The sequence below is a fragment of the Pseudovibrio sp. SCP20 genome (assembly GCF_057774105.1).
In genome coordinates, this window is the sequence record NZ_JBYMDH010000001.1 from 1,811,293 (window position 1) to 1,825,668 (window position 14,376).

Genomic DNA, 14,376 nt, shown 5'->3' on the forward strand with positions numbered 1-14,376 from the left:
CAGACTAGATCACGACCAGAAGAGTTCGCATGCCTACCCTGACAGCTGTAAAGCCGCAATTGGATCAGTTTCGCCTAGAAGCCGATGCCTTCCTGAAACAACACCCGGATCTGGAAAAGATCGAGATCCTCTACGCAGGTTTCTGCGGCCCGCTCAGAGGCAAATGGCTGCCTGCCGAAATGCTGCAAAAGCTGGCAGAAGGCGGTGTCCGTCTGCCTCTCTCAACGGTCGCCTTGGACATATGGGGCGTCGATGTTCCGGCAACTGGCCTCGCCATTGAACGCGGCGATCCGGACGGTGTCTGCATTCCTGTTCCCGGAACTTTGAAGCTCGTGCCATGGGCCAAAGTACCAACCGCACAGGTGCTGGTGACACTCTTTGAAATTGATGATCAAAAACCAACTCCGCTGGACCCACGCTACGTGTTGGAAACCGTGGAGAAGAAATTCCAGAACGAGCGCCTGACACCCGTTGTCGCCACGGAGCTGGAGTTTTACTTCATCGATATTGAACCCGGCCCAACTGGTCTGCCACTTCCACCTTACATTCCCGGCACCAATCAACGCCTGGAAGCTTCGCAGATTTATGATCTGGACATCATGGCCCAGTTTGAACCTCTCCTTATGGAGATCAATCAGGCCTGCAAAATTCAGGATATCCCGGCAGACACCACCATTTCCGAGTTCGGCCACGGCCAGTTCGAGATCAACCTCTTACACGTGCCAAGCGCGGTGGAAGCGGCAGATCATTGCCTGATGTTCAAACGCGTTGTTCGTCACATCGCCCGCAAACACGGCATGGATGTCACGTTCATGTCCAAGCCATACGGCGAAGAAACCGGCAGCGGCTTCCACGTTCACGCCAGCCTGCTGGATGCGCAAGGCACAAACATCTTTAGTGGCACAGCAGAAGAAGCTAATTCCGCGCTCCGCAATGCCATCGGCGGCCTGCTGGAAACCATGCTGGACATGCAAATTCTGTTTGCCCCACACGCCAATTCCTATCGCCGCCTGCAACCCGGCTCCTACGCCCCCATCACCTGCTGCTGGGGCTATGATCACCGCGCCACTGCCATTCGCGTGCCCGCAACGCGCGGCAAAGGCGCACGGCTGGAACACCGCGTGGCTGGCGCAGATGCAAACCCCTATCTGGTTGTTGCAGCCATTCTGGAAGGCATTCATCTTGGCCTTGAGAACCAAAGCAACCCCGGCATGCCCATCACACTGGAAGCAGACCTGACACAGTATGACCACCTCACCGGAAACTGGGAGGTCGCCATCCAGACATGGCTGCAAAGCAAAGCCGCCGAGCAGATGAGTACAGAAGAGTTCCACCGCATGTATGGCACCAGCAGAACAGCGGAATACGAGGTGTTCGCAACAACGATCACAGGGTTTGAGTGTCAGACCTACGCCAGGAAGGTCTGACACATCATTGGAGGCGTGGTCCCTGTGTTGGAAGCTAAAGTATAGCCGGGGACCAGCCTCAAATCGCAGAGCCTAACTCGGCTCCTTGATGTTCCGCTCCATCAGCTTTTGATAGGCGCGTGGAGACACCCGGTTCAGCCACCATGCCAGACTGGCGACACGTCCAACAGGCTTCATGCGGGTCTTGCGTTCATAGGCTTTGTAGATGATCTCTGCCGCCCGCTCTGCGCTCATGTAGTCAACACCATCCGTTGAAGATCCCGGACGCACCAGCCCGTTCTCCTGCTTCTCAGCCCGGCCTACATTGGTTGCCACAAACGAAGGCGCAGCAATAAGTGTATGCACTCCATAAGATTTTTCCTCTGATCGCAATGAGCTGAAGAACCCTTCCAACGCATGCTTGCTGGCCGCATAAGCTGTCCGTTTGATAAGCGGAGAAAACCCCGCAACAGAAGAGATCGCCAGATGGCACCCTTTGGAGGCCCGCACTGCTTTCAGAAAAGCCCGCGCCGTATGTACTGCCCCAAAATAGTTCACATCCAACACCTTGCGATGTGCACTCAGATCCATATCCGCAAACAGCCCGATATGCGTAATGCCTGCATTATAAACCACCAGATCGATGCTTGGACGCTCTGCAAGAACCTTTTCAGCCACCTGCTCAACAGCACCACCATCGGTCAGGTCACAAGCATAGATGCTCTGCCTCTCATGGCTGCCAAGAGCCTCCAGCCCTGGCCCTGGCAAATCCAGCAGAACCGTATGCCAGTTCTCCCGCTGCAACCGGGCCGCAAGCGCCTGCCCCAGTCCACCGGCACCACCCGTTATAACCGCTGTCTTCATCAAAGCCCCACAGATACGCGCCAATGTTCAAACACCTCTGCACTCGTCTTCTCCGGCGTGTAACCGAACTCGGACTTCAGCCGATCATTGGCCAGCACAGGACGATATTGCAGAAACCGAACCTGCTCCGGCCCATAGCGCGACAACCGCAGCGGCTTTGCAACGCCCAAGACAAGCTTGAGCAACCAGGACGGCAACTTCAGAACCGGCTTTCTCAGCACCTCACCAAGCTGCTGCAAAGACACCGACCCATCCCCGGCAACGTTATAAATCCCAGCTGGCGCCTCAGTTGCAGCACGCAGCAGGATGCGGGCAAGATCTTGCGTCCAGATAAACACGAAGGCACTGTCTGATCCGGCAATGCCAAGCAGCCGAGGTTTATGGAAGAGTGAGGTGATCTGGTTATCCATACCAGCCCCAAGCACTGTCCCAACCCGTAGCACCACCTGCTCCAGCTCAGGCGCCTCATCTCGTGCTTTGGCAAGTGCCTTTTCCACCAGACGCTTGTGATAGGAGTACGCAAACTCCTTGTTCCCACGAATGCCATCCTCTTCGCGCAATGGAACCGGATTGTCAGCATGATACCCATAAGCAGCACCGGAAGAGGTCACCACCAACCGCTTCACGCCAGATCGGATCGCACCATCAATCACGGCCTGCGTGCCTTCCACATCAACCAGATACTCAATCTCCCGTGTGGAGGTCGCTGATGGCGTCACAATGGAGGCCAGATGCACAATCACATCCGGTCGCTCTTCCTCAATCACGGCAACAACTCTATCCGTGGTTACGTCCAACATCCGATATCGGGCAGTCTCAGGCAGATCAGCAGGCTCTCGGATATCGGTTGCAACAACCTCAAGATCCGTCTGCGCCAGCTCCTTCAGGAATGCTTGCCCAACACCGCCCGCAGCACCTGTTATCAGCAGTTTGGTCATAGCGTTGCCTCCGCCGGAACCTTCACCGCCTTACGCGCCATGAAACTGGCCAGCGCCAGACCGCTGATCGCATGCCAGATCCCCCAGGCCGCCGCCACAACAGACATACCACCCAACCCGCCAAAGAAGCTGAAGATCAGCACCAGCCCAAGACCAGAGTTCTGAATGCCCGTCTCTATGGTGATCGCCCGCCGGTCATAAGCCGACACGCCCGCAATCGTCGCAAGCGTATAGCCTGCAGCCAGCGCCAGTCCGTTATGAAAGATCACCAAAGCGGCTACAGCACCAACATAGGCCAGAAAGAAGTTCCAGTTCGCTACCAGCGCAATGAAGATGAAGCCGATGAAGATCCCCATGGACGCCAACCGTAAAGGCTGGCGGATTTTCGCAGCAAGGCGTGGCTTCACCCGATTGAGCAGAATGCCAAGAAACAGCGGCAACACCAGCATGAAGCAAACCGTAATCGCAACCGAAAGCTTATCGATATGCGTCTCCTGCAAGATCGCCCGCGTCGGCCCATAAAGACTACCCCAGAACGCAATATTAAACGGCGTCGCGACGATCGCCCCCACTGTTGCAAAGGCCGTCATGGAAACAGAAAGCGCCGCATTGCCGCCCGCCCGGTGCGTGATGAAGTTGGAGATATTGCCACCCGGGCACGCCGCCACCAGAATAAGCCCCAGCGCGATAGAGGGCCTTGGCTGCACCAGCAGCACCAGCAGAAACGTCAAGCTCGGCAACACCAGAAACTGCGAGCACAGGCCAATCACCACCGGCTTGGGCGCCAACGTCAAACGCTTGAAGTCTGCAGGGCAGAGATCGATTGCAATGGAGAACATCACAATCGCCAGAATGCCATTGAGCAGCGTCAGAGAGCCAGAGTTGAAGTTGAGAACAACAAGGTCAATGTCACTCATGCCATCTCCCTCTTCAGCGCCTGCGTTCGTTTGTTGAGCGCGGAGCGATAACTCTGCTTGTCCACGTAGTAGGCCATACGCGCCAGTTTCAGGTAGTTCATCCCCCCAGTTTCACGCGCAAATCCATTGGCCTTCTCCGCTTTGATCGCTTCTGCCGCAGCGCTGCCATCCTTAAGCCCTCGCAGATACCGCGCAACCAGCTCCGCCTGCTCATGCCTCCCCTGCCAGCCCAGACCGGTCGCCTCAATCATACCCATCACAAACAGATCATTCCGTTCAGGATGCATGCAATTCAGGAACAGATGCGGCGCATCACCCTGCCAGTTCAAAAGCTCTTTATCGATGAAGGGGTAATACAGCTTGTAACCAGTGGCCGCAACAATCAGATCATATTCCGCTTCTTCACCATCACGGAACCGCACCGTGTTTCCATCCAGCTCCTTGATATCTGCGCGAATGCCAATATCACCGTGGCCGGCATGGTAGAGAATGAGCGAGTTCACCACCGGATGGCTCTCATAAAGCGCGTAGTCTGGCTTTGGGAAACCATAGGCCTGCGGATCACCAACAAACCATTTTAGCAGCATCTGATCCACACGCCGCTTCAGCCACAACGGCAGTTTCACCGCACCGCCCATCGTGTCTGCCGGTTTACCGAAAACATACTTGGGAACAAAGTAGTAGCCACGCCGCATGGAGATATCGCAGTGAATGCCATGATGGATCGCATCAACGGCAATATCGCAACCTGAGTTGCCCGCCCCAACAATCAGCACCCGCTTGCCCGCAAACTGCTGCGCACTCTTGTATTTGCAGGAGTGGATCAGCTCTCCGGCAAACTCACCGTCAAACGCTGGCATATTTGGTTCTGAGAGCGTCCCATTCGCAATCAGCACCCCGGCAAACTCAGCTGAATGATCTCCGTCCTGATCTTTCCAGCTGACGGTCCACCCCTCACCGTCACCACCCAGCGGAGCAATACGGGTCACTTCCGCCCCAAAGTGATAGCGCCGCCTCAAATCAAACTGTTCGGCAAAATCCTGAAAGTATGTTTTCAGCTCACGATGACCAGGAAATTCGGCGATATGATCGCCCATCGGAAAGTCCGTAAACTCGGTCATCTTCTTGGATGAAATCAGATGCGCGGACTCGTACATGGTCGATTTGGGACCATCAATATCCCAAAGCCCACCCACATCGCTGTGCAGCTCAAAACCCTGAAAATCTATTCCCTGCTCAATAAGTATCTTCGCCGTGGCAAGCCCCATCGGCCCTGCCCCGATTAAGGCATAGCTCTCCTTTGAAATATTCACTGTTCGTCCCCCCTCAGAACTACAATTAGATTGAACAGTCGTACAAAATAAGGCAAGCTCTTTTTATGATTAAGAAGATTTCGCAGGAAAAACAAAGACAAAGAGCGCCCTCAAAAAGCTCTTTGGAGACGCGCCAGAAGATTCTCGACGCAGCTGAACACCTGTTTGCCTTTCGCAGTTATGACGCGGCATCCATCAGAGATATCGCTCAAAGAGCGGACGTGAAGCTGGGCCTCGTAAACCACCACTTCGGCTCAAAGGAAGATCTGTTTTTCAAAACAGTCGAGCGCCGCGCTGAGGAGTTGGCCCGCCTTCGTCTGGATGCACTGGAGCTGCTAAAAGCATCCGGAGAGGCGATCACCCTCAGAGGTATTCTGGAGGCCTTTTTCTACCCTTATCTGGACAAGGCCGAAAACAGCGGCCCCGGCTGGCTCGCATATGCCCGGCTGGTGGCCATGGTCTCAGCGGAAGAACGCTGGAGTACGATCTCCAGAGCTTGCTTTGATCCCACTGCAAAAGTGTTTCTCACAGAGATCGCAAAGCTCTACCCAGAAACAGACCTTCGCAAAGTCTCCGCCACCTTTGTCTTTTCCATCTCCTCCCAAATCGCCCTGTGCACCTCTGCCTGGCGTGTGGATGCGATGGCCGGTAAAGATCACACCTCTAGCATTGCTGAGTTAAAGACCTTGCTCGTGGACTTCGCCACGGCAGGCATCCATAGCGCACTGTCACAACAGGCACGCAATATATCTGCAAATGCATAGATAAAACGCTATAGTTTAATTATTTTAAGCTTGAACATATATGTAATTGTATGTACCCTCCATCTATTATTAGGGCTTAAGCAATAGGTTACAGAGCGCATTTCATATAAAAAGACGTGTTAAGAGCGATTTTGCAAACTGACAAACCAACTCAGATTCATCAGGAAAAATCAGCGTTAGACTGAGCTCACCAGAGCATTTGGATCCAGCATTGACGAGAGCCCGCAGACAATTGCGCCAAACCTACGGAACACCGGCGCAATCTGGGAGGGATCTATGAAATTCAATTCTTTAAAACGTGCATTTGCATCTGTTGTAATGGGTGCAGCACTTCCATCCATGTTGTTTGCCGGCTCCGCGCAGGCAGAAGAAATTCTCAAAGCAGTTTCAGCATTTCCAAAACCGCTTGCCTTCACCCAGTCCTTTATGGGCTATGTAGATCTGGTCAACGAACGTGGCAAAGGCGTCGTGCAAATCCAGCATATCGGCGGCCCGGAAGTCTTCCCTTCCAACCAGCAAGTGGCAGCCGTTGAGCGCGGTATCGTAGACATTCATTACGGCCCGGCCGGATATCACCTTGGCTCTATGCCGGAAGCCGATGCGTGGCTCGGCTCCACCATCACAGCCGCTGAAGGACGTAAAAACGGCGGCTTTGCGCTGATGGAAAAAGCCTTCAAAGATCGTCTCGGCGTCAAGCTCATGGCCCACATCGATTCTGGTATCAAGTTTCACATCTACACCATCGGTGAACCGCAAAAACGCGCAGATGGCAGTGTGGACCTGACAGGCAAACGCCTGCGCACCTCACCCGTTTACAAAAGCTTCTTCGAAGCACTGGACGCCATTCCCGTTTCAGCCCCTGTGCCAGACATCTACACCGGCCTGGAACGCAACGTGTTTGACGGTGCAGGCTGGCCAATCGTCGCCATTCAGGACCTTTCATGGGACAAGTTCCTGAAATACCGCGTTGATCCGGGCTTCCTGCAAACAGACCTTTCTATCGTAATGAGCCCGGCCAAGTGGGACAGCTTGAGCCCGGAAGCTCAGAAAATCCTGCAGGATGCAGCCATTGAGTACGAGCAGAAGTCCTACGATCAGTTCCAGACCATCATCGCTGCCACAGACACCAAAGTGCAGGAAGATGGCATGACTATTGTTCGCCTGGAAGGCAAAGCTGCCGACGACTATCTGGACAAAGCCTATGACGCTGTCTGGAACCGCATGAAGGCCAGCAACTCTCCGCTCTATGAAGAGCTGAAGAAAGCCTACTACCAGCGTTAAACATGGAAGGGGCTTCAGCCCCTTTCTCCTTGCAGAGAGAACCCATGTCTCTTCCCAAAATCTACTCCGGTCTCATCACCGGCCTTGCGGTGATTGGCGCCCTTTCCTTCGTGTTCATGACCTTTGCAATCGTGATCAACGTGATCCTGCGCAACACCGGGCAACAGCCCATACAGGCGACCACAGCTCTGATCGAATACTCCCTGCTGTTCGCCACTATGGCCGGAGCACCGTGGCTGGTCCGTCAGGGCGGGCATATCGCCATCACCTCGTTCACCAGCTTTCTGCCTCCTGCCATGAAAACGGCATTAGGTCGCGCAGTATTGCTCGCCTCCGCCACCATTCTTGCCGTGCTCAGCTGGCGGGCCACTTTACTGACAGCGCAAATGTGGGAACGCGGCACCAATGACATCAGATCAATCGCCATTCCCTCATGGATCCTTTACGCCTTCCTTGCCGCTGGTTTCGGTTTAATGGCACTTGAGTTCTTCAGGCTGCTGCTTCGCGGAGATATCTACTCCGGCGAAAGCGCACAGCACTAACACCAAAGAAAAGGACCACACCTATGGACTGGCACCTTTCTCTGGTCGCAATGTTCACCACCATTCTGGCTTTGATGGCCATCGGCATGCCCGTTGCCGTCGCCTTCCTGACGATCAACCTGTTGGGGACGCTCTACTTTATGGGCGGTCTGAGCGGCATTGATCAGCTCATCGCCAACTCCACCACCTCCATCACCAACTTCTCACTGGTACCTGTACCTTTGTTTCTGGTGATGGGAGAGCTGCTGTTTCACACCGGCCTTGCCATGCGTGTGTTTGATGCGCTCGACAAATGTTTCGGCGGCATCAAAGGCCGCCTCTCCTACATGACTGTGGTTGGCGGAACAGTCTTCGCAACGTTGTCCGGCTCCTCCATGGCCAACACCGCCATGCTTGGGTCAACCTTGATGCCAGATATGGTCAAGCGCGGATACAAACCACACATGATCATGGGCCCAATCGTTGCCACCGGCGGCCTCGCCATGATCATCCCACCCTCATCTCTGGCCGTTCTGCTGGGCTCCATCGGACGCATCGATGTGGGCGCACTGCTGATCGCAGGTATGATCCCCGGCCTCTTACTGGCGCTCATGTTCATCCTCGTCATCCGCACCCAGATCTCACTGGACCCAGCTTCAGCCCCCGGCCACCCGGATGTGAAAGCCTCTGTGCCGGAAATGATCAAAGCCGTCACCTTCGACGTGCTGCCTATGGGATTGGTCATCTTTGCAGTAGTGGGCCTGATCCTGCTGGGATGGGCAACACCGTCAGAATCTGCTGCATTCGGTGTGCTGGCAGTAGCCTTCCTCGCAGCGCTCTACAAAAAGTTGACTATTGAAGCGATCACCAAATCTCTCCGCGGTGCACTGATCGTTTCAACGCTTATGCTGACGATCATCATCGGCTCCACCACCTTCTCGCAGATCCTGGCATTTTCCGGAGCCTCTTCGGGCCTGATCATGTGGTCATCTGGCTTTGATCTCAACGCCTACACCATGTTGGCCATCCTGTTCCTGACACTCGTGTTCCTTGGCATGTTTATGGATCAGCTTTCCATCATGATGCTGACCCTGCCGGTCTTCATGCCGCTGGTCAGCCTCTACGGGTTTGATCAGGTCTGGTTCGGCGTTGTCATGCTGCTGGCGCTGGAGTTGAGCCTCGCAACGCCGCCATTTGGTCTGCTGCTGTTTGTGATGGTGGGTGTCAGCCCAAAAGGAACCACCATCGGCAACGTGGCGTGGGCCGCTTTGCCTTACATACTCTGTACACTCGCCCTGATTGTCGTGCTTGCCATTTTCCCTGAGCTGGCAACGTGGTTACCTCAAATCACACGATAAAACGGGCTCAACTGGCCTTGAAGCGGATCACCTGCTTCAGGGCTTTTTCTTTTCTTCAGGTCTCACCTAGTCAAACTCTGGCAAGCGCCCTTCCAGAAAGGCATTGATCCCTTCCTGGGCTTCATCGCCACCCAGCGCCTCCGCCATGGTGTCCCGCTCCAGATCCATCTGAGCTTCAAAACTGTTGCTGTCAGACGCTGCAACCAACCGTTTGATTGAAGCCTGAGCCCCAGCCGGACCTTGCGTAAGACGATCTGCCAGCAAGCTCGCCTCAACCAAAGCTGGCTTATCACTGAGCACATTCACAACACCCAACTGATGAAGCTGTTCAGCTGAAACCGGTTGTCCCAACAGACACATTTCAGTGAGCAGCTGCCGGGGGATCAGACGAGAAAGCGAAGCCGTCGCCCCACCATCCGGCACCAATCCCACCTTCACATAGGCCAGCGTAAACTCCGCCTGTCGATCCGCCACTACGAAGTCACAAGCCAAAGCCAGAGACACACCAGCCCCTGCTGCACCACCATCGACCGCCGCAATCACCGGCTTCGCACAGCTTCTCACTTTCCTCACCAGATTATGGAGCTTTTCAATATTATTTTTTCGCTCAGAAATCGTCATCTCGCGGCGCTTGACCAGCGTGTTCAGATCTCCACCCGCACAGAAGTAACCGCCTTCCCCCATCAGGATGACAGAACGGATCTCGGCCTCCTCATTGGCCAAATCCAGCGCCTGCGAAAGCCCATCATAATACTCTGGCGAAAGCGCATTGCGGCGGGAGGAGTTGCAGTTCATGACGATGAGACGATCAGCTTTCCGCTCAATGCTGACAAGAGAAACCCGCTTCATCCTGAGATCTCCGTAGCAGCTTCCGCCTGCATAACGCCAACAAAGCGCTCCAGGTGGTAATCCACATCACCCAGCTGATGGTCGATCATCATCAGGCGTTTCGCATAGTGGCCCAGAGCGTATTCCTCAGTCATTCCGATCCCGCCATGCAGCTGGATGGTTTCTTCACAAACCAACTGAGCGACCCGGCCAATCAGATTCTTCGCTGCACTCACATGCTTGTCCCGTAAGGGCGGCTCGGCAGACAGCTGCCCGGCCACATTGATCAGCGCAGAGCGAGCCTGCTCAATCTCAATGAGGACAGTCGACATCCGGTGCTGGAGCGCCTGAAACTTGCCCAGCGCCCGGCCAAACTGCGTTCGCACACGCAAGTACTCAACCGTCAGATCCTTCGCCACTTCCATTGCCCCGACAGCCTCAGCACACAGCGCAACAACACCAGCAGCACGCGCAGCTTCCAGAGCAGGAAGAACAGCCTGCGAAGTTCCCAGACGCGCGGAAGCTGGAACCTCCACATTCACCAGCGCAATGTCGCTGGCGTAATAACCATCCAGATTGGGATAGGAGTACCGCTCCACACCCGCAGCATCAGCATCCACCACAAACAGCAGCAAGCCTTCATCACCACGTGCACTCACAATCAACTTGTCCGCACCCGGTCCGCCAATCACCACGCTCTTGGTGCCATTCAGCCGATACCTATCACCAATCCGCTCAGCCTTCGTTTCCACCGCGTCCAGATCATAACGCGACTGAGGTTCTTCCAGTGCGGACACGACCTTCAGATCACCAGCGATCACCTCCCCAATCATCACCTTCTGCGCATCAGAACCAAGTGCGCTGAGCAAGTGACCTGCCATAACGCCAGACGCCATCAGTGGTTCCACACAGGCAGCACGGCCCAGCTCCTCAAACACAACGGCTATGTCAAAGCCGCCGCCGCCAAAGCCGCCGTCTGCTTCCGCAAACAGTGCACCGATCACCCCAAGCTCAGCAAAATCACTCCAGACCTTCTCCGAGCAGCCTTGCCCATGAGAAACGGAAGCAGAGCGCTGCTCACTGCCATAATTATCAGAAAGATAGCGATGCAACGTCTCCTGAAGCATCCGCCGTTCTTCGCTATGATTAAAATCCATGGAACGCTCCTAGAGACCAAGAATGGCTTTGCTGATGATGTTGCGCTGGATCTCGTTGGATCCACCGAAGATGGAAAGCTTGCGGTTGTTGAAGTAGGCCGGGCTCACAGAGGAAGCATAATCCGGCCCCACACCTTGCGCATTCGCACCGCTATCTAATGCTTCAGACACAAACGGCATGGCATAGCGCCCAACCGCCCGCCGTGTCAGATCATTAATCGCCTGCCGGATTTCCGTGCCCTTAATCTTCAGCATAGAACTCTCCGCCCCCGGCGCTTGCCCAGCTGCCGCCTTGGCAATCATGCGCAGGTTGGTGGTCGTCATTGCCATCAGATCAATCTCAATCTGCGCAATCCGCCCTGCAAAATACGGGTTCTCCAACAAAGGCTTTCCACCTGACATCTGCTTGGTGCAGATCTCCTTCAGATGAGCCAGCCCTGCAGTCGAAAAGCCAACACCCGCAATATTGGTACGCTCGTGGGTCAGCAGGTATTTGGCGTAGGTCCAGCCCTTGTTCTCCTCCCCAACAAGGTTGCTCACCGGCACCCGCACGTCCTCAAAAAACACCTCATTCACTTCCTGTCCGCCATCTATCAGCGTGATGGGCCGAACAGTGACGCCCGGCGTCTTCATATCAATCAGCAGAAATGAGATGCCTTCCTGCGCTTTAACCTCAGCATCCGTGCGCACAAGGCAGAAGATCCAATCTGCATGCTGTCCCAGTGTAGTCCAGGTTTTTTGACCGTTGACAACATAGTGGTCACCATCGCGAACAGCACGGGTCTTCAGTGAGGCCAGATCAGAGCCTGCCTGAGGTTCCGAATAGCCCTGACACCACCAATCCGTGCCATCCAGAATGCGGGGAAGAAAATGATCCTGCTGGGCCTTGCTGCCAAACTTCATAAGCACTGGCGCCAGCATGGAGAGCCCAAAAGGGATCGTCCGCGGCGCATGAGCAAGACAAAGCTCCTCCTCAAAGATATGCCGATAGACTGCATTCCAGCCCGTACCGCCATGCTCAACAGGCCAGTTGTTCGCCAACCAGCCGCGCTTGTTCAGCGTCGCATGCCAATCTTCATGATCTGTCTTGGAAAGACGCTTACCCAGTCGGACTTTTTCCGAAAGTGTCGGCGAAAGGTTCTCCTTCAAAAAAGCACGAACCTCATCACGAAACGCCAACTCATCAGCTGAATAGTTCAAGTCCATTTGCCGCCCTCCCCGCTTCACTGGACACAACTGTCGGGAAAGACTGGTACAGAACAAACCACCTCACCCCATCATAAGGTCAGAGTATCGCGCGCCCAGATTATTTCAATATGTAATTTACAATTCCATTATGCAGAATTTAAAGAATACCCATAGCGGGCTGCACGCCAATAACAGACAGAAGAAACGGGAAGAATACTCAGCCGCGGTTCACCAGAACGGAAGGCAAGCCAAGAGCACGCTCAAGCTCTTTCACCCTGTCACGCAGCTTAGGCCCAACCTCATCCCGCATCCGCTCATAACTCAGTATATCCGGCGTGGCACCACAGCTGATCGCAACCGGCTCGCCAAAGTCGTAGGAGCGGAACCCGGTTGAAACCGCATTGATGTTCTCAGCGTAGCGCTTATCTTCATCAACAATCACAAAGCCTTGCGCCAGCAACTGAGAGTACCCCGCAGCTCGAACAACCTCCAAGTCCTCAACAGAGATGCCCTCATCACGCCCGTGCACACGCTCGCACACCTGCTTGAATTCCTGATCAGACACGCTAGCCAGATAAGCATGGCCTGAAGATGAGCCGGTGATCGGAATACGGTGCCCTACTTCCAGCCAGATGGCAGGTACACCCTTTGGTCGCCATGTCTTGGTCAGCAGCATCTTGTTTTCATCAAGCACCGCAAGCAGCGCAAGCGTACCCGTTTCATCCGCCAGTTGCTGCATCATCGGGTTGGCCGCTTCAATGAAGGACACAGAGGCGCTTGCAATGTTGCCCAGCGCAAGAGCGGCAGGACCAAACCGGTACCGGTCATGCCGCCGTGCATGACTAAGGTAGCCAAGCTGCTGCAGGGTGAAGGTCAACCGAGAAACTGTAGACTTAGGGATTCCGGTGCGCTGCGAGATCTCCTGATTGCCAAGGCCATCATCAGAAGCCCGAAAAGCCCGCAAAACCTGCAGTCCACGCGCCAGCGTTGTTGCAAACCGCCGGTCTTTTTCTTCATGTCCCGTCAACGCTCAAACCCCGTCCCAATCAGTCACACCCATTTGCCTAGCATAGATCACAGTCCTCAAAGAACACCCGCAAAGCGTGTAGCCACACTTCTCCAAGAAAAAGGAGGATCACACCTCCAGCCATTCCCGCCGGATATCATCTCGCGCCCGGAACTCATCAGGCGTACCATGATAAACAATCTCCCCATGCCCCATCACATAGACCTGCTGCGCAATCTTCAGCGCAATGGAGAGCTTCTGCTCCACCAGTAGGATGGAAACACCAGCTCGCGCAATCTCGGCGATAAGTTCCCCCACTTGCGTTACGATCTTTGGTGCAAGACCTTCTGTCGGTTCGTCAATGATGATCAAATCCGGATCACCCATCAGCGTCCGGCATATGGTCAGCATTTGCTTCTCACCGCCAGAAAGCACCCCCGCAGCCGTATCTGCCCGTGATTTGAGATTGGGGAACATGTCGAGCATCTGTTCAATGCTCCACTTACCTGGCTTGCGCATATCCTTGATGCCAAGCAGCAGATTATCCCGCACACTCATCATGGGAAAGATATCGCGGTTCTCCGGCACATACCCTAGCCCCTTACGCGCAATGCTGTGGCTTGGCTGGCCGGAGATGTTCTCACCTTTAAACCAGATGTCTCCCTTCGGCGCCACCTCCCCCATAATCGCTTTGGCGGTGGTGGAACGCCCGACACCATTGCGCCCCAGCAATGCCGTCACACTGCCTTTGGGCACATCCATACTCACCCCGCGCAACACATGGCTTTTGCCATAAAACGCATGCAGGTCGCGGACTTTCAGCATTTCATTTGAA

General features: G+C 54.8%; 14 protein-coding genes. 5 read left to right on the forward strand and 9 right to left on the reverse strand.

Features of this window, described 5'->3' with window-relative positions; translation table 11 throughout:
* The first annotated feature begins 29 nt into the window (after window positions 1-29).
* Window positions 30-1,427 (forward strand): glutamine synthetase family protein, encoded by a 1,398-nt coding sequence (locus tag AC3CB2_RS07985; protein WP_352929397.1) that lies wholly within the window; start codon window positions 30-32, stop codon window positions 1,425-1,427.
* Window positions 1,428-1,499: 72 nt separating this feature from the next.
* Here AC3CB2_RS07985 and AC3CB2_RS07990 read toward each other — a convergent pair whose 3' ends face one another.
* Genes AC3CB2_RS07990 through AC3CB2_RS08005 form a run of 4 tightly spaced genes read right to left on the reverse strand, consistent with a single transcriptional unit; the run spans window position 1,500 to window position 5,438 of the window.
* Window positions 1,500-2,270, reverse strand: coding sequence for an SDR family NAD(P)-dependent oxidoreductase (locus AC3CB2_RS07990; protein ID WP_352929395.1), 771 nt, complete (start codon window positions 2,268-2,270; stop codon window positions 1,500-1,502).
* A complete protein-coding gene (locus AC3CB2_RS07995) occupies window positions 2,270-3,208 on the reverse strand; it encodes an SDR family oxidoreductase (protein WP_352929393.1) in 939 nt (312 codons plus the stop codon). The genes AC3CB2_RS07990 and AC3CB2_RS07995 overlap by 1 nt, the downstream gene beginning before the upstream one ends.
* Window positions 3,205-4,125, reverse strand: a complete 921-nt coding sequence (locus tag AC3CB2_RS08000; protein ID WP_352929390.1) for a bile acid:sodium symporter family protein — start codon at window positions 4,123-4,125, stop codon at window positions 3,205-3,207. Before AC3CB2_RS08000 ends, AC3CB2_RS07995 begins: the two co-directional genes overlap by 4 nt.
* A complete protein-coding gene (locus AC3CB2_RS08005) occupies window positions 4,122-5,438 on the reverse strand; it encodes a flavin-containing monooxygenase (RefSeq protein ID WP_352929388.1) in 1,317 nt (438 codons plus the stop codon). The genes AC3CB2_RS08000 and AC3CB2_RS08005 overlap by 4 nt, the downstream gene beginning before the upstream one ends.
* A 65-nt stretch (window positions 5,439-5,503) precedes the next feature.
* Between AC3CB2_RS08005 and AC3CB2_RS08010 the strand changes: the two genes are divergently transcribed.
* The 4 genes from AC3CB2_RS08010 (at window position 5,504) to AC3CB2_RS08025 (ending at window position 9,362) form a co-directional block, all read left to right on the forward strand.
* Window positions 5,504-6,202, forward strand: a complete 699-nt coding sequence (locus AC3CB2_RS08010; RefSeq protein ID WP_352929386.1) for a TetR/AcrR family transcriptional regulator — start codon at window positions 5,504-5,506, stop codon at window positions 6,200-6,202.
* A gap of 276 nt (window positions 6,203-6,478) precedes the next feature.
* Window positions 6,479-7,483 carry a TRAP transporter substrate-binding protein DctP gene (gene dctP / locus AC3CB2_RS08015; protein ID WP_352929383.1) on the forward strand — a complete coding sequence of 335 codons (1,005 nt, stop codon included), beginning with the start codon at window positions 6,479-6,481 and terminating at the stop codon, window positions 7,481-7,483.
* A 44-nt stretch (window positions 7,484-7,527) separates the two neighbouring features.
* Window positions 7,528-8,025, forward strand: a complete 498-nt coding sequence (locus tag AC3CB2_RS08020; protein ID WP_352929381.1) for a TRAP transporter small permease — start codon at window positions 7,528-7,530, stop codon at window positions 8,023-8,025.
* A 23-nt stretch (window positions 8,026-8,048) separates the two neighbouring features.
* Window positions 8,049-9,362 carry a TRAP transporter large permease gene (locus AC3CB2_RS08025; protein ID WP_008547157.1) on the forward strand — a complete coding sequence of 438 codons (1,314 nt, stop codon included), beginning with the start codon at window positions 8,049-8,051 and terminating at the stop codon, window positions 9,360-9,362.
* Window positions 9,363-9,428: 66 nt separating this feature from the next.
* On the opposite strand, the gene AC3CB2_RS08030 is transcribed toward AC3CB2_RS08025, so the two are convergent.
* The 5 genes from AC3CB2_RS08030 to AC3CB2_RS08050 all read right to left on the reverse strand — a co-directional run bounded on the left by AC3CB2_RS08030 (window position 9,429) and on the right by AC3CB2_RS08050 (window position 14,366).
* Window positions 9,429-10,211, reverse strand: coding sequence for an oxepin-CoA hydrolase, alternative type (locus AC3CB2_RS08030; protein WP_352929378.1), 783 nt, complete (start codon window positions 10,209-10,211; stop codon window positions 9,429-9,431).
* Window positions 10,208-11,347, reverse strand: coding sequence for an acyl-CoA dehydrogenase family protein (locus AC3CB2_RS08035; RefSeq protein WP_352929376.1), 1,140 nt, complete (start codon window positions 11,345-11,347; stop codon window positions 10,208-10,210). The genes AC3CB2_RS08030 and AC3CB2_RS08035 overlap by 4 nt, the downstream gene beginning before the upstream one ends.
* 9 nt (window positions 11,348-11,356) lie before the next feature.
* The gene (locus AC3CB2_RS08040) at window positions 11,357-12,553 is read right to left on the reverse strand and encodes an acyl-CoA dehydrogenase family protein (protein ID WP_352929373.1); all 1,197 of its coding nucleotides are present in this window, start codon (window positions 12,551-12,553) and stop codon (window positions 11,357-11,359) included.
* 199 nt (window positions 12,554-12,752) lie between these two features.
* Window positions 12,753-13,562, reverse strand: coding sequence for an IclR family transcriptional regulator (locus tag AC3CB2_RS08045; RefSeq protein WP_352929370.1), 810 nt, complete (start codon window positions 13,560-13,562; stop codon window positions 12,753-12,755).
* 108 nt (window positions 13,563-13,670) lie between these two features.
* The gene (locus AC3CB2_RS08050) at window positions 13,671-14,366 is read right to left on the reverse strand and encodes an ABC transporter ATP-binding protein (protein ID WP_352931727.1); all 696 of its coding nucleotides are present in this window, start codon (window positions 14,364-14,366) and stop codon (window positions 13,671-13,673) included.
* Window positions 14,367-14,376 lie beyond the last annotated feature (10 nt).